The organism is Bacteroidota bacterium, from assembly GCA_016722375.1.
Classification (GTDB): Bacteria; Bacteroidota; Bacteroidia; order Chitinophagales; family LD1; genus Bog-950.
This window is the reverse complement of record JADKJG010000003.1, coordinates 244,590-264,052: the sequence shown is the minus strand read 5'-3', so window position 1 is coordinate 264,052 and position 19,463 is coordinate 244,590. Positions and strand designations below refer to the sequence as shown.

16 protein-coding genes, 1 tRNA gene and 1 pseudogene are annotated in these 19,463 nt (G+C 40.7%); 11 read left to right on the top strand and 7 right to left on the bottom strand.

Annotated features, from left to right (window positions below; translation table 11 throughout):
- Positions 1-34 precede the first annotated feature (34 nt).
- The gene (locus tag IPP77_04880) at positions 35-2,533 is read right to left on the bottom strand and encodes a carboxypeptidase-like regulatory domain-containing protein (GenBank protein MBL0309019.1); all 2,499 of its coding nucleotides are present in this window, start codon (positions 2,531-2,533) and stop codon (positions 35-37) included.
- 237 nt (positions 2,534-2,770) lie between these two features.
- Positions 2,771-3,790 (bottom strand): SPASM domain-containing protein, encoded by a 1,020-nt coding sequence (locus tag IPP77_04875; protein MBL0309018.1) that lies wholly within the window; start codon positions 3,788-3,790, stop codon positions 2,771-2,773.
- Positions 3,791-3,964: 174 nt separating this feature from the next.
- Here IPP77_04875 and thyA point away from each other — a divergent pair, with 174 nt between their 5' ends.
- The 3 genes from thyA to IPP77_04860 all read left to right on the top strand — a co-directional run bounded on the left by thyA (position 3,965) and on the right by IPP77_04860 (position 6,475).
- Complete coding sequence (gene thyA / locus IPP77_04870; GenBank protein MBL0309017.1) at positions 3,965-4,846, top strand: thymidylate synthase; 882 nt, start codon at positions 3,965-3,967, stop codon at positions 4,844-4,846.
- An 85-nt stretch (positions 4,847-4,931) separates the two neighbouring features.
- A tRNA-Leu gene (locus IPP77_04865) sits at positions 4,932-5,013 on the top strand.
- Between the two features lie 91 nt (positions 5,014-5,104).
- Positions 5,105-6,475, top strand: coding sequence for a hypothetical protein (locus IPP77_04860; protein MBL0309016.1), 1,371 nt, complete (start codon positions 5,105-5,107; stop codon positions 6,473-6,475).
- A 719-nt stretch (positions 6,476-7,194) separates the two neighbouring features.
- Here IPP77_04860 and IPP77_04855 read toward each other — a convergent pair.
- Positions 7,195-7,635 (bottom strand): hypothetical protein, encoded by a 441-nt coding sequence (locus tag IPP77_04855; GenBank protein MBL0309015.1) that lies wholly within the window; start codon positions 7,633-7,635, stop codon positions 7,195-7,197.
- Between the two features lie 12 nt (positions 7,636-7,647).
- Entirely contained in the window at positions 7,648-9,066 is a 1,419-nt protein-coding gene (locus tag IPP77_04850) for an AAA family ATPase (protein ID MBL0309014.1), read from the bottom strand.
- An 11-nt stretch (positions 9,067-9,077) separates the two neighbouring features.
- Here IPP77_04850 and IPP77_04845 point away from each other — a divergent pair, with 11 nt between their 5' ends.
- From IPP77_04845 to IPP77_04830, 4 genes are read left to right on the top strand one after another with little or no spacing between them, the layout of a single operon-like run.
- Positions 9,078-10,058: a transcriptional regulator gene (locus tag IPP77_04845; protein ID MBL0309013.1), complete on the top strand. Its 981-nt coding sequence runs from the start codon at positions 9,078-9,080 to the stop codon at positions 10,056-10,058.
- A 46-nt stretch (positions 10,059-10,104) separates the two neighbouring features.
- Positions 10,105-10,518 (top strand): AAA family ATPase, encoded by a 414-nt coding sequence (locus IPP77_04840; GenBank protein MBL0309012.1) that lies wholly within the window; start codon positions 10,105-10,107, stop codon positions 10,516-10,518.
- Positions 10,515-12,167 carry a DUF3696 domain-containing protein gene (locus IPP77_04835; protein ID MBL0309011.1) on the top strand — a complete coding sequence of 551 codons (1,653 nt, stop codon included), beginning with the start codon at positions 10,515-10,517 and terminating at the stop codon, positions 12,165-12,167. Before IPP77_04840 ends, IPP77_04835 begins: the two co-directional genes overlap by 4 nt.
- Positions 12,167-13,132, top strand: a complete 966-nt coding sequence (locus IPP77_04830) for a hypothetical protein (protein MBL0309010.1) — start codon at positions 12,167-12,169, stop codon at positions 13,130-13,132. Before IPP77_04835 ends, IPP77_04830 begins: the two co-directional genes overlap by 1 nt.
- 79 nt (positions 13,133-13,211) lie before the next feature.
- Here IPP77_04830 and IPP77_04825 read toward each other — a convergent pair whose 3' ends face one another.
- Both IPP77_04825 and IPP77_04820 read right to left on the bottom strand, forming a co-directional pair.
- Positions 13,212-14,336, bottom strand: coding sequence for a Fic family protein (locus IPP77_04825; protein ID MBL0309009.1), 1,125 nt, complete (start codon positions 14,334-14,336; stop codon positions 13,212-13,214).
- Between the two features lie 136 nt (positions 14,337-14,472).
- Positions 14,473-15,753: an IS4 family transposase gene (locus IPP77_04820; protein MBL0309008.1), complete on the bottom strand. Its 1,281-nt coding sequence runs from the start codon at positions 15,751-15,753 to the stop codon at positions 14,473-14,475.
- A 269-nt stretch (positions 15,754-16,022) separates the two neighbouring features.
- On the opposite strand from IPP77_04820, the gene IPP77_04815 reads away from it, so the two are divergent.
- Both IPP77_04815 and IPP77_04810 read left to right on the top strand, forming a co-directional pair.
- The gene (locus IPP77_04815; GenBank protein ID MBL0309007.1) at positions 16,023-16,403 is read left to right on the top strand and encodes a hypothetical protein; all 381 of its coding nucleotides are present in this window, start codon (positions 16,023-16,025) and stop codon (positions 16,401-16,403) included.
- A gap of 297 nt (positions 16,404-16,700) precedes the next feature.
- A pseudogene (locus tag IPP77_04810) lies at positions 16,701-17,036 on the top strand (endonuclease).
- 66 nt (positions 17,037-17,102) lie between these two features.
- Here the strand turns inward: IPP77_04810 and IPP77_04805 are convergent.
- A complete protein-coding gene (locus IPP77_04805; protein MBL0309006.1) occupies positions 17,103-17,750 on the bottom strand; it encodes a hypothetical protein in 648 nt (215 codons plus the stop codon).
- Positions 17,751-18,039: 289 nt separating this feature from the next.
- On the opposite strand from IPP77_04805, the gene IPP77_04800 reads away from it, so the two are divergent.
- Complete coding sequence (locus IPP77_04800; GenBank protein MBL0309005.1) at positions 18,040-18,351, top strand: hypothetical protein; 312 nt, start codon at positions 18,040-18,042, stop codon at positions 18,349-18,351.
- Positions 18,352-18,558: 207 nt separating this feature from the next.
- On the top strand, positions 18,559-19,383 hold the full coding sequence (locus tag IPP77_04795) for an endonuclease/exonuclease/phosphatase family protein (GenBank protein MBL0309004.1): 825 nt from the start codon (positions 18,559-18,561) through the stop codon (positions 19,381-19,383).
- Positions 19,384-19,463 lie beyond the last annotated feature (80 nt).

Below are 19,463 nucleotides of genomic sequence, written 5' to 3'. Positions count from 1 at the left end.
AAATTTAGCTAACAGAACAAAGCCGCTGACAAATTTACAACTGCAATCTCATCGCTATCTTAACTCCCCAGTTCGGTGCGCCTATTTGGTTGCGATAAGTTAATCGCCAGATAAAGTCCACACGGAAGATGTATAATATATTTTCGATTCCGAAGCCTCCCTCTAGATATGGCTTAGGGCCCGGAGCTCTCAATTCACTTGGAACGGTCAGCACATCTGAATTATTCCGGTTAAAACTTCCAATCAAGGATTTCACAAAAATAACCTCGCGAAGCCTTAACTTGTTGAAGCCCGGAATCTTATTAAAAAAGAAACCATCAAAGTGATGTTCTACCCAAAGCGAAGCATATTGGTCACTCACAAATTCAAATTCGCCCAACAAGTTATAGTTGAAGCGATCTAATAAAAGACCTAAATTTCCTTGAGTCAGGTAAGTGCTTGTGAAGGGAGCCTTTCCAAAAATCTTTCCTGCCCGAAAAAGATAAATGGTATGTCCGACCGGTGAAGAAAGGCGCTGGCTGATGGTGAGATGCACGTTGTGATAAGTATATCGCTTGTCGGGCATGTGCACAATTCCGGCAGCATATCTCACTACAAACACCGGAAAGCGGGTGATTTGAAAATAGCGGTAGAAAACACGCGCATAATACTGATCCATGTTTGAATACCTGAAATCAGTTTGAAATTCAGTGACATGAAAATTAGAAAATCGCTGAAGTCCTTCTGGTGTCTGATGCGTAAATGGAAATACTTCCGGAACTTCGTAAAATGTTTTTTCACTCAAGGTCGAGATGGTAGAAAACCCACGAAACCACTCTCTATCATAAGTGATACTTGCTTCGCGCACCTTCATCACCTTGCTGAGCCGGCGGCCACTGAGCAGCGTGAAGATGTTGTCAAAGGTCAATACGGTTTGGCTTTCATCCATTCCCGGAACACGAATGTCATAGCGGTATTTCAGTTCTAACGAATTCCAATTGTCATTCTTCCTAGCCAGATTAATTCGCGTCAGGGCTTCATATTTCACTTCCTTGTCTTTAAATCCATAAGCCACATAGGAGCTGAAATAAAATCTTCTAAGGAAAGCCCGAACCGGATTCCCATCTTTTTTGAACCTAATGTTGGTTTCAAAGCCAAAGCGGAGTCGCCAACCCTCAATGCTATTCCGGCTGACAAAATTGACCAACCGCCCAATGTTGACGGGGCCTGCTCCTGCATATCCGGCGGTCAGTAGTCTGGTGCTCCAGTCAATTGCCTTATACGCCGGAATGGACTTGGCGGTATCGGTAATATGATGTACTTGTTTTTCCGAGTTTGTTAAAGGCTCAAATCGAAGAGAATCCCAATAGTCCCGAGTCTTCCGCCAGGAATCTGATGCGACGATGACTGTTTCTGGTCCTGCAAAAACAGAATCAGGAAATAATCCATTCACCTCGATATTTTTCCTGTTTTGAGTTATGGTGGCGAGCATGGAAGTTCTATTCTTGCCCTTTAGCAAGGCGAGAGCCGTAATCATTTCTTCTCTCTTCAGCATCCAATATTTATCATCAATTAATTTATAATCCTGTCGGATGGTATAGTCATTGATGAAGTTGATGTTCGATTTTTCATTAGGTCGAAAATCAATTGCCTGAATCGCCCAAGTGGCAGAATCTACCCAAGCATATCCTTTCAAAGCCTGGTCTTCCCGAACTTTCCCGGTAAAATAAAGTTTGTATGAAACCCGCCCTTCTATCTCTGCGGTGTCGGTCAGATAATAACGATAGATCAAACTGGCTCCGGAAGAAAATGGAGAAACAAACGACACGGTGGAAATGACATACAAATTATCATAGACATTGATTCCCATGGAGTAGTAGCTCACCAATTTCATCAAGGAGGAATTATCTATACCTCCTGTTTCCTGCGCAATGACATATTGTTTTGTTTTGGGTGGCGACTTCTGATAATATACCTTGCTTAATTTCTCATTCAGAATAATCGGGACGAAAACATTTCCTCCCTCGGTCGTGTCTTTGTTGTCAAATACAAACCTGAACGGCTTGAGAATAGAAAAATTAATCAGCCCGGGTTTGGGATTGAGCAATGACAACTGTAGTTTATCATAGGAATCGTAACTATAGCTGGATACGTTTTTACTATTGTTGAGTTCTTTATTTTCTAGCACCCGGTGAAAGACGAACATCGCTGCAGTGTCTATTACACGCTTATATCTTTTCCTCGCCTTTACGGTAATCTCTGCCAGTTTCAGGTCTTCACTGCTCATTTTGACGTGAAGTCGCTGTTGTAGTTTTGGCTTTATAGGTAAGGTAATGCTCCGGTAGCCTAGATACGAAAATATGATGGAATCAAATGTTTCACTAGAACTAATATAGAATTCTCCGTTATCGTCCGTTAAAGTACTTTTTGCACTACCTTTTATCCTGATATTGACAAAGGACAGAGGCTCTTTAGTAGCATTATCTATCACGTTTCCGCGAACTTCAGTCAGCGTGCGGGTACGTACCTGAGCAGTTAAGCCCTTAGTGAGCACAAAGATTCCAAAGAAAATAAATAGCGTGCGTCGAAAAATCATTATTCAAAAACGGCGCAAAAATAGAATAATATGATTGACCTTTCGTGTTGATTTCATTACGATATTAGAGCTACTCCGCTTGGTAAAGAACATTCTGAGATAAAATACTCAACCGGCCTTGAGAAAATTGGACGAACACTCTTTTTTCATCGAAGTCATTTGGTGTCGAATTCAATATCTTAACTTCCATAAACTTTAAGCCCACACCCGCGTACCTTCGCTGCAATTAGTACAGATATCTATTTCCTTTCTGGATTGAAGAATACGGGAACGGAAGGAGCGATACAAATCGCTGCGCCAGATTTCGGAAAAGGTTTTCGTATTCAAATCTCCCAGTTGATGCTGCGCATCTTTGTCGAAGCAACAAGGAACGATGCGGCCATCCCAGGTGATGACGCAACTATGCCATAGCTTCCAGCAGTGATTCAGCAATTCATTCTTTATTTTATAGGAGCCGTCCCCTGCTTTTTTATAACGGGAATATTTTTCAATCGTCGGGATGAGTTCATTCCCCTTTTCATAATCATACACCTGAGCAGTTTTGAGTTTCACGTCATCTACACCTATCTCCTTGGCAAGTTTCTTCACCTCCTCAATCTGATGTTCATTCGGCTTGACTACGAGAAACTGAAACACAATATGAGGTGTTTTTGATTTCATTTCCCGTTTGGCTTTCACCAGCGCTTTGGTTCCGTCTATTACTTTTTGAAGGCTACCGCCAATTCGGTATTGTTCATAGGTTTCCTGTGTGGTGCCGTCAATAGAAATCAGTATGCGGTCCAAGCCGGATTCAATCGTTTCTTTTGCTTTTCGTTCCGTTAGAAAATGAGCGTTGGTAGAAGTGACAGTATAAATGTTCTTTTCTGATGCCGACTTCACCAGATCAAGAAAGTGGGGGTGCATATACGGCTCTCCCTGAAAATAGAAATAGAGATAAATCAGTTTATCGCCGATTTCATCTAAGGTTCTTTTATAAAAATCGTAATCGAGATTTCCTGTGGGGCGGGTAAAAGATTTCAGTCCGCTGGGACATTCGGGGCAGCCGAGATTGCAATTCGTGGTTGGTTCTATGGAAACATTGAATGGCATCCCCCATTGTATAGGTCGCTTCATCCATTTGGCTAAATAGTAGGAGCTAATGACGGAAGAGGCATTGAAAACCTTGCCGGGACTGAGCTTGGAAATGAATGAAATGGAATCGGTGAGCTTCAATATTTCGGTTTAAAGTGCAATTTATCACTTAGGCACTAAGAACAAACTCTTTGTCGCATAAATGGATAAAGCACGCTTGGAGTTTCTATAACTATCCTTTTAGTTTCTGAAAGGATAACCCAAAACAACCCCCATGATATTCACTTTATAATTCCGTTACTTTTTACCTTTGCGGCGATGAAACAGTATCACGATTTACTCCGCCATATTCTAAATACGGGAGTTTGGAAAGACGACCGGACGGGCGTAGGGACGCATAGTGTTTTTGGTTATCAGATGCGGTTCAACCTCGAAGATGGATTCCCTCTGCTCACCACCAAGAAACTCTTTACCAAAGCCATCATACAAGAATTGCTCTGGTTCCTAAAAGGCGATAAGAACATTCAATATCTCTGTCAAAACGGTGTGCGTATTTGGAACGATTGGCCTTACGAGAAGTATAAAAAGAGTACTGAATTTGGCGGAGAAGACATCAAAACATTTGCGCAGCGAGTAGCCACCGAAGATGACTTTGCGAAAAAATGGGGCGACTTGGGGCCAGTCTATGGCTATCAATGGAGAAGTTGGCCGGCACCCGACGGAAAATCGGTAGATCAGATCAGCACCCTAATAGAACAAATAAAAAAGAACCCCAACTCTCGCAGGCTGATTGTCAGCGCGTGGAATGTTCCTTATATAGAAGAGATGGCCCTGCCGCCCTGCCATACCATGTTTCAGTTTTATGTGCTGGACGGAAAACTCAGTTGTCAGCTTTATCAGCGCAGCGCCGATGTTTTTCTCGGTGTGCCCTTCAATATCGCTTCCTATGCCCTCCTCACCATGATGGTCGCGCAGGTATGTGGTCTTGGTTTGGGTGATTTCGTGCATACCTTCGGTGATGTACATTTATATTCTAACCATATAGAACAGGCGAAACTTCAATTGACTCGCGATTTACGACCCCTGCCCAAGATGATTATTCATCCGGAGGTAACCGACATCTTTAGCTTTAAGTACGAAGATTTTAAACTGATGGACTATAACCCACACCCTCATATTGCCGCCGAAGTGGCTGTTTAATTCGCTTTTATGCTTTAGCACTCTAATTTGTCTCTTGTTTTATTAATTTTGCGCTCCTTTTTCAAAAGGCTGTTCTTTAAAATATGCGGGCGTGGTGAAATTGGCAGACATACCAGACTTAGGATCTGGCGCCGCAAGGCATGGGGGTTCAAGTCCCTCCGCCCGCACTACACAGATAACGGTTAGCCGTTGGCGGTTCACAGCAAAGACCAGTCTCCTACTGAGAACCGCCATCTGCCAACTATCAAACCAGCAATTATGATTATTACAGAAGAAAAAATTGACAAACTTCACACGCGGGTCAAGGTCAATCTCAAAAAAGAAGATTATGAGCCCCAGATAAAGAAGCAAATCAAAGCGCTTACTAAACAGGTGGACATCAAAGGCTTCCGCCCCGGAATGGTGCCGATCGAAATCGTTAAGAAAAAGTACGGCAACTCTGTTTTCTATGAAGAGATAGATAAGCAGCTTCGCGAAGTAATCGAAAACTATATTCGCGACAACCAAATCCATACTCTGGTGTCTCCAATACCAGCGCCTAATCAGAGCCTGCACTTGGATGTGAATGAAATGAAGGATATTGACTTTGAATATGATGTTTCTATTTCTCCGGAAATTGATCTTTCCTACATCGAGAATTCGCCTTCATTCACCAAGTACAAAATTCTTCCCGATGAAAAGATGATTGATGACGAAGTGATGCGCATCCGCACTCGCTTTGCTACTTATGAATATCCCGAAGTGGTAGGCGAAACAGACATCCTCACCTTCACAGTTGAAGAACTAGACGAACAGGGCAACCTGAAACCCGGTGGTATCAATACCACCACCACGGTCATGACTGACTTGCTGACGGAGGATGCAAAAAGCAAAATCATACTGCTTAAAAAACAGGAAAGCATTGTCTATAACGCTTTTGAATTGATGGATCGCGATCGCGAAAGCATGGCGAAGAACGTGTTGAACATCAACGACCTCAGCAAACTTTCAGAAGTGGGTGACAGTTTCAAATTGACGCTGAACAACATCTCCCGTTCCAAACCAGCAGAACTGAATGAAGAATTTTATTTGAAAGTGTATGGGGAGGATGGCATCAAGTCCGAAGCCGAGATGAGGGAACAAATCAAGGGCGACCTGGAAGCCTACCTTGATGGCAGCAGCGACAAAATTCTGGTCAACGATTTATACAAAGGGATGATGGAGCATGTGGAATTTCCCTTGCCCGATGATTATCTCTTGCGCTGGCTCGATGTAACCAACGATCAGGAAAATGTGACCCGCGAACAGATTGAAAAAGAATATCCAGATTTTGCCAAATCGCTGCGCTGGCAATTGATGCAGGGGAAAATTATAAAGGAACAGGGCTTGAATATTACTCCGGAAGAGGTCGCCGACCGCGTACGAACTAACCTCATCCATCGGCTATATGGTTACGGCATGTCCAACATGGGAGACGAATGGGTGGAGCAGTTTGTACAAAAACAATTGAGCGATAAGAAAGTGGTGTCTCAAACCCGCGACGAACTGATAGAAGCCAAGGTGATTGATTTCATTAAGGGAAAATCCGTGCTCACTACCAAGGAGATTACCTTCAGCGAATTCCGCGATATGATGGATAAAGAGCAATAAGCTCTTTTCATTTTCACAAACAAAGATGCCATCGTTAGTAGCGATGGCATCTTTGTTTTTATTCAAGCCCAACCGGATGAAGCATTAGAGTCTGCTCTTTAATTCCTGTATCCTCCCAAGTCCAAGCCCCGATAATTCTTTATAAATGCTTTAAAAACTCATACCAAGTTTAGTAGATAGCTTCAGGAGGCTGAACTTTTCTACATCATTCTGTACTATTTTCATGGCAGGCTTGCCTATTTTCGTCGTGGACTTGCCTATTTCCGTGGCGGACTTCCTATTTCTATCACAGAAATAGCTATTTCTGTCGCAGACTTCCCTATTTCCGTGATGGACTTCCCTGTTTTTGCGACGGACTTAGGTATTTCCGCCGCAGACTTCCCTAATTTCGTGGCGACTTGTCCTAATTCCGTCACGGACTTGCCTCATTCTGTCGCGGTTTTGCCTCATTCTGTGACAGAATGAGTCTGGATATTTATCGAAATCCTGCTAATTAACAGAAAAACGGAATAAATCGGTATGAAAGTGTGTTTTAATGTCATGTATTTGAGAGAAACCAAAAGCACGATCTTTAGCTGTTCAAAAATGTCCTTTTTAAATAATTTAGTTTTGTGCTACAATAAAAGCGAGGCACGAATTAACCTCTTCCTGCTTATCTACATCCCGAAGCCCAATCGGATGAATTCAAATGTCACTCTTGCAAGAATTAGGTTTTGAACCTAAAACGGCGCATACTCATCGCCGAACATTAATGGGTCTATATCTACGCTGATGAGTTTATTCGGCACCTCCTCATCATTGATGAATTTCGCACATTCATAAATGTCTTTGATTTCTTCTCCCTCCACCAAAAAGAGAACATCCATATAGTGTCCCTCCTTTCCTAAAAAAGTAAAACCGCTGCAACCCTTACTGCATCCTCCACAACTGCCTTTGTGTAGCGACAACACTTTGTCCCCCGCCTTTTCAAACTGTTCAAAAGCCTTAATCAACTTACTGATGAAAAGATATTTTTGAAAGTCCTGATAGGTTTTCTCATCATCCAAAAATGAGCTGACCATCTCAATGTCAAGATGGGACATAAAATAAACGACAGCTTCGTACTGGTTTCTGGGCATACGCTTTTGTTCCTCTAATGTAAAAAGTTCCAATTGTCCCATAGCTTGCTTGATTTAATAAAACTGCAAAACACTTTTTGCCCTCGTCACAGCGGTATATTGAAACCGTAGAGAGGGAATACTAAAAGTATTGAAATAAACTTTCTCCCACTCCCCACCCTGCGCCTTGTGGCAGGTGATAGAGTATCCGTAATTAAGGCGCAGTGCTCCCACGTAGCGGTCGTCCGACGCAAATCCGCATTCGGAAAATTGGGGATTCTTGATGAACCGCTCATTTCTGAGGCGGTTCTCAACGGCCTCATCCAATTGCCCGTTTTTAGCGGTGATGCTTTCCACCAATAAATAGTCTTCAATCTCCTCCTCATTTCCCTCCAAGTTTTTGAATAGAATTTTGACAGGCATAAAATGCAAGCCTACCACTTCTTCAATCAGTTTCGGGAAGAATTCTTTAACCGTTACATGGTCGCCGTTAAAAAGGTGATGCGAGTTGCGTGACCAATTGGTGGTGACCATCATCAAATCGCCCGGCTCTAATAATAGCGCCCTTTTTCCAAACAGTTTTTCGCGTACCACCTTGTTAAAGACTTCATTCATGCGATGTGTAGCGCCGATTGAAATGGCATGTTCGCTTCCCTTGTTCAGAAACCCATGAACATAATCGTCCGCCACATTCGCAAAGCTTGAGAAGCGATGCCCATCCAGTTTTACGGCTGCCTTTCCTTCATCTATTCCCTTACGGGTGCGGATAGCGTTCGTCATTATCTGGCTGCCATCTTCCTGACGCTTTACTTCTGTCAACAGGTTGGTTTTGCCCTTCCATCCATAAGTAGCGTTCAGGTACTCGCCACAAAGCGCCCTTGACTCTTCCTCATGAACTGGCGGCAATTGGTATCGGTCGCCCAGGAACAGCACCTTATTGTTTTTGTGTCCGTTCTTTACAAAAGCCACTATGCCATCCAGCAATGATGTTTCATTTCTAAAAAGCGATAACTCATTGTTATCCGCGATGCTTGGCACCATCGAAGCCTCATCAATGATGTATATCGTTTCCTTTGAACTCAGGTTCTGTTTCAATACCCAATTGACTACCCCTGTTTTCTTATTGGTTTTAGCCGTGTAAATCATGGAGTGAATGGTATTGCTCACGGTTTTGCTCTTCCGGCCCAGGATGCGGGCAGCCCGTCCGGTGGGCGCGGCTATCTGGTACGCAATATCCTGTTGGTTCAGGTAGCCGATAAAGGCGCTGACGATAGAGGTCTTCCCGGTGCCAGCCGCACCACACAGAATCATAAAGTCGTCGGTGTTTTCCATTTTTGAAAACTCCGCCATGCCCTGCAAAGCGTTTTTTTGCTCTGTGGTGGGGCTTGCAAAGTGCAGATGGTCAAGAATGGTGATAGCGTTTTCATTGTTTTGTAATGTTGATTCTATATTTACGATGCAAATAACGCGACACCGAATGCAAACTATTTGCATTTATTTGAAAAATGCCCCAAACCAAAAAATATACCGAGCGGAGAAAAATTCTGAATCAGCTTTTCAGAAGCCGCTACTACACCCTTGATGAATTGATTGAACGGGTGAGGGAGCATATTAGCGATAGTGTCAGCAAGAAAACCATCCAGGACATGATAAAATATATGCGCGCCGAAGGTGCGCCTATTAAAAATGTCCGGGGCAGAGGTTACATCTATGAACCAAAGGGCTATAATATTGAAGACGTGAAGGTGACCTCTTCATCGGTGGAGAAAATAAAGCTGGCGGCTTCTATCCTGAAACAGGTGCCCGGACTCGACATCCATGAGGAATTGAATGAGGTTTTCAAAAAGCTGGATATGCGGGACGAAATGGAGCATGATGAAACCATCATCCAGTTTGACACGCGTCCAAATTATGAAGGCGCTAAATTCATGGTAGATATTCTTGAAGCTACTAAGGGTAGAACCGTTATCAGTTTTGATTACCAACCCTTTAAATATGATTCACCTAAAAATGTAGTAGTGCATCCATATTTGCTCAAAGAATATAACAACCGCTGGTTTCTCCTTGGCCTGCCTGAAGAATTGCGAAAAAAGCAGCGTTATGAGTTTCAGCAATTTGCCCTGGAGCGAATCAAAAGCAAAATAAAGGCAGAAGCGAAAATTGAACATTACCAGCATCACGACTTTGATCCGGTTGAGCTATACAAGAATATTTATGGTATGAGTACCCCGCAGGGCGCCGAAGTAGAAAGGGTGGTTTTAGGTTTTTCACCTATGAGGGCGAAGTATGTAGCCACCAATCCATTACACCATACACAACAAATGGCAAAAAACGCGGAAAACACTTTTGAATTTCATTTAATACCGAACAATGAACTGGAGGGGCTTATACTTTCTTATGGGAAGGATGTCGAAGTTTTGGAGCCAAAAAATTTAAGAACTAAAATTGCTGCGCTGATAACCGCAGCAGGGAAACACTATTTATAAATGATGCAAATAGCTTGCACTCTGATTATTTACTTTTGCATTTAATATGGCACATCTCAGCAATTTTGGCGTAGGAAATTTCAGGTCGTTCAAAGACATGTACAACTTTGAACTTTCCCCTATCACGGTTTTAACGGGCACGAATAGTAGTGGAAAGAGTTCACTCACAAAGGCAATGCTGTTATTAAAAGAATCTTTCACCAACATCAAGGCAAGTTATAATGCTGGATCTTTCTCAATAAACCGCTTTGATTTAAATTCATTATCAGTTTTGAGTTTTAATCATCACTTACAATTAGGAAATTTCGAAACCAGTAAAAACCATCAATCATCAGATGAATATATTCATTTCAATTTGCCATTTAAATTTCCTGATTGCATTGATGATTTTGTTTTAACCTTCAATACAGAAAAGATAACTCTCCAAGAAAATTTGGCCTGCTTCACTCATTTAAATTGATTGAAAGAAAGACCAATGATGTTTTGATAGAAGTTTCTGAAACATTTTCAGGGGAGGGGTCTACAACAAATACTAAGATTAAGCGTAAGGTTGACCTAAAAAAGCTTTGGATTATTCTTCAAAGAAGCCATAAAGCCATAACTGAACTTCGAGAAACAACTGAACTTCTTGAGTCGGCATTTGACCAGATAGGGATAGCTTTTAATTGGGGTGAGCAATATGAAACACAAAATCACTTCTCAAAGGAATTAAATGAGTTAATAACAAAACGCAACATCATCTTAAGCAAATCACCATGGCTAAGAAGTCACCGTATTTTCCCAAACGATTCATTTACAGATGGACATTTGTATTACATGAATGTTGATGATCTTAATATGATAGGAAAGAATAGAGCCTTCACAGATACAACCATAAACAACTATTTATTTGTTTACAAGATTGAATCGCTTGAGGAATTGAAACAATTTTATCCTAATCTACCGGAAGATGAAGCAAATGAATTGATGTTAGATTATGTTGAAGCAAAAAATTATATAAAAGCGAATGCTTTGCCGGGAGAAGATACAATTACAGAAACAGTAAGACGTTGGGAATTAGAAGAAATAGAAAACTATATAAGCCAAAACGAAAATGACTCTAAATTCTCACCTGTGAATTTATTTGAGAACTTACTCTATCGCATTAAACAATATTCAATCTCTGATTATATTTTACGATTTAAAAATCAGCCAGACAAAACACTAGTTGGCAACAAGCACTTGGAAAAGCTTAGAAAGAACGGAAGATTGGTTTTGCATAATAATGGCGAGTTAAGCACAAACTGCCCCGATTACAGCATAAGGGATTACTTCTTGGAAGGCTTTTTATATGAAGGTATTCTGCAAATGAGTATAGCTTTGCAAAATTCACTAAACATTGATTTTGTTCCTTCCATCAGAAATAAAGTAGATAGAGTATATCGAAACACGCCTCAGGATTCATTTTTTCATGACGCTCTATATCAGATGATGGGCATTAGGTTATCCCAAAAGGCTGGGGCATTTCTCAATAAGTATATTGCTTTTTTCGGGATTGCAGAAAAAGTAAAAATTGAATCTTCACCCGATAGCTCATTTAGTCAGATAACACTTGTTTCTAACGGAAAAGAAATCAATTTGGCTGATGTGGGTTATGGGTACTCGCAAATTTTACCCATTATATTAAAGCTTGCGTTGCTTATTCACGATAGTGAGCCAGCAGATAAACAACCGAACGTAATCTATATAAATATGCGTAATCATGATTTTTTTCCATCTCTCATAATTATTGAAGAACCTGAAACCAACTTGCATCCTGCTTTGCAGTCGAAATTGGCGGATATGTTTATTGAGTGTTACAAAGAATACAACATACAGTTTATAATTGAAACACACAGTGAATATTTAATAAGAAAGTTACAATACCTCACTGCCAAGAAAGAAATCAACCCTGATTTCACACAGATATATTATTTCCATCCGCCGGATGCTGTCCCCAAAGGAGAAAAACAGGTAAGGAAGATAAATATTCTGAAAGATGGCAGATTATCTGCTGATTTTGGGACAGGTTTTTTTGATGAAACCACCAAACTCATCGAAAGCATTTGGGAAGCCCGAAACCTGAACTAATGGTGTTTCACGTTGAGATAGATTTTCTCAAGGATTATCTTAAAGCTAAAGAGGAGATTGGCAAAAATATCTTCTTGAATGGGGAAAGTAACTATGAAAAACTAAGCAGGTTTAACAAATCGTTTTTTTCAAGAAAAATTAGTTATCCAAACCTGCCAAATATCCACCCGGAGGAACTTAAGGAATACTTATTTAGAAAATCCGATTCGGATTTGACCTCACTTACTGCTCAGTTTAGGAATATAGAAAAAGATGCAGGCCCATTTTATTATCATTTTGTTTCAAACACAATTGATACTAAATCTTTAAGAAAAGAAACAAAAACTTCGGCATACAAACTAAATGACATCTTGAATGATACAATTAACGCCAAACTTTTTATTCCTGCTCCCTACAATATTAGGGATGATTTGAAATCTTGGGGCAGTATATCTGAAAAGACTGTCGCTTTTGAGTTCTTGGTTATAAATGACTCCTTCCTTTTTCTAAATGATAAAAACGCTTTAGTTAAAATGCTAACAGCATTAAACTCAAAATTTATTGGTTCATGTAAATATGTAATCATCAACACAGCTACTGAGAGTTTCGATTTCCCCAAAAGAATTACCACTGCACAAGAAGCAGCTATTTTGATAGAAAGAATAGGCGATAAATTTTCAGAGATACAACAATCTTTCCCTGATATAAAATTACTTCTAACCGTCAACAAGTACCATAAAAGACTATTCTTCACGAATTGTCAATATTTCGCTTCTGATAATTCTTTTAGCAATTACTTTATTCCAAATGAAGAGTTACGTTGCCTCCCTCATTTAAGTTTTGATGAAACTAGAAAGCAGTTGTTTTTTTATACTAATCTTAAATACTCAAAAGAAGTTTTAAATAAATCGCTGAAGGCTAAATTTTTTAAAGGCGATCAAGCAATTGCGAAAATCATTTTGAAGCTGATAGAGGCAGTAGAATAGCCCCCATCTGGGCTTAGGCTATGCCCATGTCCTGCAAGCATGTAGCCTGTGGCTACGAAGTATTTTTATCTCAATACATTTAAACCCCGCTGCTTCCTTTCAGCACATACCCGGTGCTTCTTCCTCCGCCGGTTTCTTTTTTCAGAACTTTCTTTTCTATCAAATCCTGTATGTCTCTCAGGGCCGTGTCGGGAGAGCACTTGTTCATTTTAGCCCACTTGGTGGTGCTCAGTTTGCCGTCTAATCCGTCAAAACATTTGTTCATCATTTTTATCTGCCGCGGGTTAAAATGAGTTTTCTTATGCGCTTCCCAGAATTTTGCCTTTTCAAAAATGCTTTGTGTCTGCTGCTCGCTATTCTGTAAGGCGCTGTGCAGGCATTTTAAAAACCATGCTACCCACGGGGTAATGTCCAGCGTGCCTTTCTGTGTGCGCTCCAGCATATCATAATATGCTTTTCTTTCCAGCAGTATTTGTGCGCTCATGCTATAAAATCGTTGCTTCATGCCATCTGCTCTTGCCAGCAGCATATCGGTTAATGTGCGCGCCACCCTGCCGTTTCCATCATCAAAAGGATGGATGGTGATAAACCATAAATGGGCAATGGCAGCTTTTAATACTGCGTCTGTTCCCTCTTTTGCATTAAACCATTTCATGAAATTCTTCATTTCGGCGGTTAGCAATTTTGCAGCAGGCGCTTCAAAATGCACTTTCTCTTTGCCCAGGGCACCCGAAACCACCTGCATGGGTCCGGTTTCGTCTTTGCGGTAATCGCCGGTAACTATTTTATACAGGCCGCTTCTGCCAGTGGGGAACAAGGCTGCCTGCCAGCCACAGAGCCGCTCTTTTCCGATGGGTTTTTCAAAATGCTGTGTGGCATCCAGCATCATCTCTACCACACCGTCTGTATGGCGGTCGGCCTGCTTTAATCCCACGGTGGCAATACCCAATCTTCTGGCCACAGAAGACCGCACTAACTCAGGATTTAAAAACTCGCCTTCTATTTCGCCTGACTTGGTGATATCCAGTGTCAGGTTTTGCAGAGTGGTTTGTTCCTGCAGGTCAAAGCCAATGCCCTTCATTTTGCCCAGCAGTTGGCCCTGTTTCATTCTTATCCGGCTCAACAAAGGCAATACATGTTCATGGTCAATAGTAAAATTGGGCCAATTCTTTAGTTGATGAATGTAGGTATGATGCCTTTTCATTTGCGGTAAATATACAATTATTCTACGCAAATTATGCGTAGAATATGGCGGCTAATCTCCGCACACCTCCGGGTTTTGAATTTACATTGGACTTCTTCGGGAAATCATCCATCTGTCTCCCTTTGGAGCATATGCGTTAAGTTAAGGGCTTAGTAAATTGTTCCAAACGATGGATAGCATTGGGTTTTCGCCTAGTATCATAACAGCAGTAGTAAAATATTTCTTTTTCCATGCTGTTTGTTATGGCTCCAACGATCCATCGCATGGTATTGGCGAGCATCCATTTTGCGGATTGAATAACACTAAGGCATTTACCCTTTTGGCGGCAACGCCAATTTAAAGGAGCATAAATTAATAGCTGGAACCAGGCTACATAAAGCAGCAGCAGATATAAAATGCTTTCAATCCGATTGCTGTGCTTTTTGGCATCCGGTATCATTCTTTCGACGTGCAGACCACTCTTCCAACTTTTAAAAAGTATTTCCACGTTCCATCTCACCCGATAGGCTTGTGCTACTTGTTGATGATTCCACACTTCTTCTCCGACATTCGTCACAAAGATCACGTAGCCTAACAACGCATAATACTCTGTGTTGTGATTGGTTTTTTTCTTTCCATCCTTTTTCGCCTTTCGTCGCCTTTCTTCTGCTTGGGCAGGAGGTAATGGAATAGCGACCACCCGAAGTTTCACCCGTTCTGTTCTTCCGCATAATACCTGCATATCCAAGTAGGACTTGCCTTCGAGCGTTTTAAGCAAATCAATTTCTTCTCCTGTTTGGGGGTTAAAGAGCAGCATTTTATACTTCCATCTACTCAAAAAGAAGATGCCCTCTTGGTTCATTCTGGTGAACTCCCGCAGCACCAGATAGCCTAAATCACGAATCACTAAGTCGCCTGCTTTTGCTATTCCCATAATGGCGGAAGCAAGGGTTTGTTCCGGTATATGATAGCTACCCCATTCCATCAATGGACAAAGCCCGGTTAAAGCATGAACCACTACATGGAGTTTGGCGACGGAATTCTGTTTGCCACTCACCACACTTCCTTTAAACTTTTGGTTTAACGCATCGGGCAAATGAATACAGGTGCTATCCTGAAGCCATACGTTTGTAAAACCGGTAAACAGTTCGTGTTTGATTTGTTTTACCGCCTGTTGCCCAATCACCTCTGCCACCAAGGCTTTTACAGTGGAAACCCAAGCAGTATTCATTCGATAGAAAATAGCTTGCTTGCTTATGGTATGGACTATTAATAGCGATAGCGAACGAGCCCATGACCAATAGCTGGTTTGTCCTGTCACCATCATTTGCATAAACGACAACACAAGCGCGTGCGCACTTATCTTGCCGCTCTGGCGCTGCTCGAACCCACATCTTTTAGAAACAATGGCTATTTTCTTCTTCGATAGGGTTCCTATCGTTTTTTAATTTTGTCTGGGGATGCGTTGTAGTGTTTGTTCATCTTTAGTCGGTTGAAAAATTACAAACAACGCTTCCCCGCTTTATCTTTTCTTCTCTTTCTTTTCACTACCAAACACTTGAACCTCTTTTTGTCCTCTTAACTTAACGCATATGCCCTTTGGAGGGAGTGTAGAGGAAGGAAATTAAAAAAACCTGATTTTCCGAAGAAGTCTAATGCAAATAGATTGCACTCCCTCTCCCCACCTTTGCACTAAAATTAGATGCAATGGGAAAAACACACTACTTAAAGAGAGAGAAAGAGGGGAAAATTATTCAACTGCATATCCTTACAGAACTTGGGGATGAATTTGGGAGTGTCCGCCGGATAAAGCTGGATGTGGATGATCGCTATAAAAAGCTGTTTCCGTATATAGGGTATCCAATACCCCATGAGGAGCTTAACGAAATCAGCTTTGATGAATTTCGGGAACTGTGCTGCAATTTAAACTGCCTGGCGCATCAGGGCATGCCGGAGCCGGGTGTTTCTACCTCTGATATACTGCGGGCTAAAGAGATCGAATTAAAAGATAATAAGTACCTTGTTCCGCCCAATAACGTAAGTAAGAAAAAGAGGTTTTCGTCATTTTTGAAACAATTTCTATTTTGATTGCAGATTGACCGGGATCAACTGGTATTCACAGATTAATTAAACGTAGATTATGGAATTACCAGTACTTCCGCTATGGGAGAAAAAAGCTATGTTCTTGAAGGACGTAAGCACGGCCTGCGCTTAGTGGGGATTTTGAAAACTTGAAAAACATAGCTTTGTTTGGCGGAGTACCCGTGTAATTTCATTTTCGGCGAATATTAAATGATGTGTGTCCGGCTTTCAAATAAATTTTTCATCCTCCTTTTTGGGGGGATTCTTTTGTGTTTTGATGCCAATGCAAGCATCTTCTTTTGCTCTTGGAATATTGAGAATTTTGGCCGCTCAAAGAGCGACTCCGAAATAGCCTTCATTGCCAACACTTTGAAAGAGTTCGATGTGGTAGCCATAATAGAAGTTGTTGCGGGTGATGGAGGGGCACCGGCGGTTGCAAGATTGAGTGACGCGCTCAATAGAAAAGGAGCTAAATGGGATTATACCATTAGTGACCCGACGGTAAGTAGTTCGTATAAAACAGAGCGATATGCTTTTATTTGGAAAACAAGTAAGGTGGTAAAAGTTGGTGCTGCCTGGCTAGAGAAAAAGTATAGTTTAGAGATAGACAGGGAGCCATACTTCGCAACATTTAAGTACAGATTTGACAAATTCTAAAAGTTGTCAAATCTAATCCAGTACCTATAATAAGCATATATAAGATCCTTAAGTTTTAGAATTAATTTCAGATAATGAATAATATACAAATATACTTATTATAGCGGCGAAAAAGCACCAAACAGAAGTGAAATAATTGGTGTATATCCATTTACTCATGAAATAACTAAACACCAATAAAACACTAAATATCTTAATAGATCTGCTATTATGTAAAAAAGCGGGAAGAGAAATAGCTATTAAATATGAAATCTCAATAATTGGATAATAGTATTTAAAAGGTTTCACATAAGTAACAGAATATTTAATATGGTAACATAGTATTTCTGAATTAATTTTATAAAAAAACAACATATTGCCTAAAGATAAAGAGACAATAATACCTAACCCTAAAGCAAACTTGACAAATTTTTCGTTGGTATTCCCTTTTAATTTTAAAATTGAAAAGGGAATCCAAATAGGCCAGATGATAAAAGCAAAAAATAAATAGATAAAATTTAAATACGAAAGAAGATAACTAAACTTATCGGTATTATGTATAACCCAAATAAATCCCTCCGTAATTTGTTGTATCCCAAATAAAAGAGGAATACAGGCAAAAAAGACTTGATTTGGTTTAGCTTTTCGGGTTGTTATAACTCCAATTGTCGTTAAAACAACCCCAGCTCCAAAACTCATTTCAGCAGAAAAGCACATGATAATTTATTTTATAAGTTCATTTGATGCAATTATTACCAGTCTGTCTCTTGTCTTTATCAAATTGTAACATTCTGTAGAGTAATACTTCTCCCATTCTTATCCGGCTCAGCAAAGGAAGTACATGTTCAAGATCCATGGTAAAATTGGGCCAATTCTTTAGCTGATGAATGTAGGTAGGATGCCTTTTCATGTGCGGTAAATATGCAATTATTCTCCGCAGGCCTCCGGGCTTTGAATTTACATTAGACTTCTTCAAAAAATCATTCAACTGCACATAGTTACTGAGTTGCTGAATGAGTTTGAGAACAGCCGCTGCGTGAAGATGGATGTGGATGATCGCTATAAAAAGCTGTTTCCGTATATAGGGTATCCAATACCCCACGAGGAACTGACCGAAATTAGTTTTGACGAGTTCCGGGAACTGTGCTGCAATTTAAACTGCCTAGCGCATCAGGCTATGCCGGAATCGGATGTTTCTACCTCTGATATACTGCGGGCTAAAGAGACCGAATCAAAAGATAATAAGCACCTTGTTCCGCCCAATAACGTAAGTAAGAAAAAGAGGTTTTCGTCATTTTTGAAACAATTTCTATTTTGATTGCAGATTGACCGGGATCAACTGGTATTCACAGATTAATTAAACGTAGATTATGGAATTACCAGTACTTCCGCTATGGGAGAAAAAAGCTATGTTCTTGAAGGACGTAAGCACGGCCTGCGCTTAGTGGGGATTTTGAAAACTTGAAAAACATAGCTTTGTTTGGCGGAGTACCCGTGTAATTTCATTTTCGGCGAATATTAAATGATGTGTGTCCGGCTTTCAAATAAATTTTTACTTCTCTTTTTTTGGGGGACTCTTTTGTGTTTTGATGCCAAGGCCAGCATCTTCTATTGCTCTTGGAATATTGAGAATTTTGGTCGCTCAAAGAGCGACTCCGAAATAGCCTTCATTGCCAACACTTTGAAAGAATTCGATGTGGTAGCCATAATAGAAGTTGTTGCGGGTGATGGAGGGGCACCGGCGGTTGCAAGATTGAGTGACGCGCTCAATAGAAAAGGAGCTAAATGGGATTATACCATTAGTGATCCAACAGTAAGTAGTTCGTATAAAACAGAGCGATATGCTTTTATTTGGAAAACAAGTAAGGTGGTAAAAGTTGGTGCTGCCTGGCTAGAGAAAAAGTATAGTTTAGAGATAGACAGGGAGCCATACTTCGCAACATTTAAGTCGGAAGGCAAAGAGTTTACGTTGGTAGCTTTTCATGCTATCACTCAATCTAAACAACCGGAAACGGAAATTAAATACTTCAAATATCTTCCTGCTGCGTATCCTTTAAAGAATTTGATTTTCTCTGGTGATTTTAATTGTCCCGAATCTCACACTGTATTTAATCCTCTGAAAGCAATGGGCTACAAACCTATTTTCTCTAATCAGAAAACCACCTTGAAACAAGATTGTATAAGGGAGGATTGTTTGGCATCGGCGTTTGATAATATGTTTTACAACTCCTCTAAAGTTACTTTCTTAAAATCAGGGGTAATTCATTTCTACAAAAACCTCCCTACGCATAAGGCTGCAAGAGCAATTTCTGACCACATCCCCATCTATTTTGAATTTTCTCTGAACTAGAATAAAAAGGGAAACCCACCAGACATTTCTCTTTTCGGGCAGTTCCATTCCCTTCTGAGTTTAGGAGGTATCTATAGGTG

Coding starts and splice junctions, on each gene's coding strand:
- IPP77_04825 (MBL0309009.1), bottom strand. CDS start 14,336: ATGAAAAGGCATCATACCTACATTCATCAACTAAAGAATTGGCCCAAT.
- IPP77_04850 (MBL0309014.1), bottom strand. CDS start 9,066: ATGCAAATAGTTTGCATTCGGTGTCGCGTTATTTGCATCGTAAATATA.
- thyA (MBL0309017.1), top strand. CDS start 3,965: ATGAAACAGTATCACGATTTACTCCGCCATATTCTAAATACGGGAGTT.
- IPP77_04855 (MBL0309015.1), bottom strand. CDS start 7,635: ATGGGACAATTGGAACTTTTTACATTAGAGGAACAAAAGCGTATGCCC.
- IPP77_04805 (MBL0309006.1), bottom strand. CDS start 17,750: ATGTGCTTTTCTGCTGAAATGAGTTTTGGAGCTGGGGTTGTTTTAACG.
- IPP77_04795 (MBL0309004.1), top strand. CDS start 18,559: ATGTGTGTCCGGCTTTCAAATAAATTTTTACTTCTCTTTTTTTGGGGG.
- IPP77_04845 (MBL0309013.1), top strand. CDS start 9,078: ATGCCCCAAACCAAAAAATATACCGAGCGGAGAAAAATTCTGAATCAG.
- IPP77_04815 (MBL0309007.1), top strand. CDS start 16,023: ATGGGAAAAACACACTACTTAAAGAGAGAGAAAGAGGGGAAAATTATT.
- IPP77_04840 (MBL0309012.1), top strand. CDS start 10,105: ATGGCACATCTCAGCAATTTTGGCGTAGGAAATTTCAGGTCGTTCAAA.
- IPP77_04860 (MBL0309016.1), top strand. CDS start 5,105: ATGATTATTACAGAAGAAAAAATTGACAAACTTCACACGCGGGTCAAG.
- IPP77_04830 (MBL0309010.1), top strand. CDS start 12,167: ATGGTGTTTCACGTTGAGATAGATTTTCTCAAGGATTATCTTAAAGCT.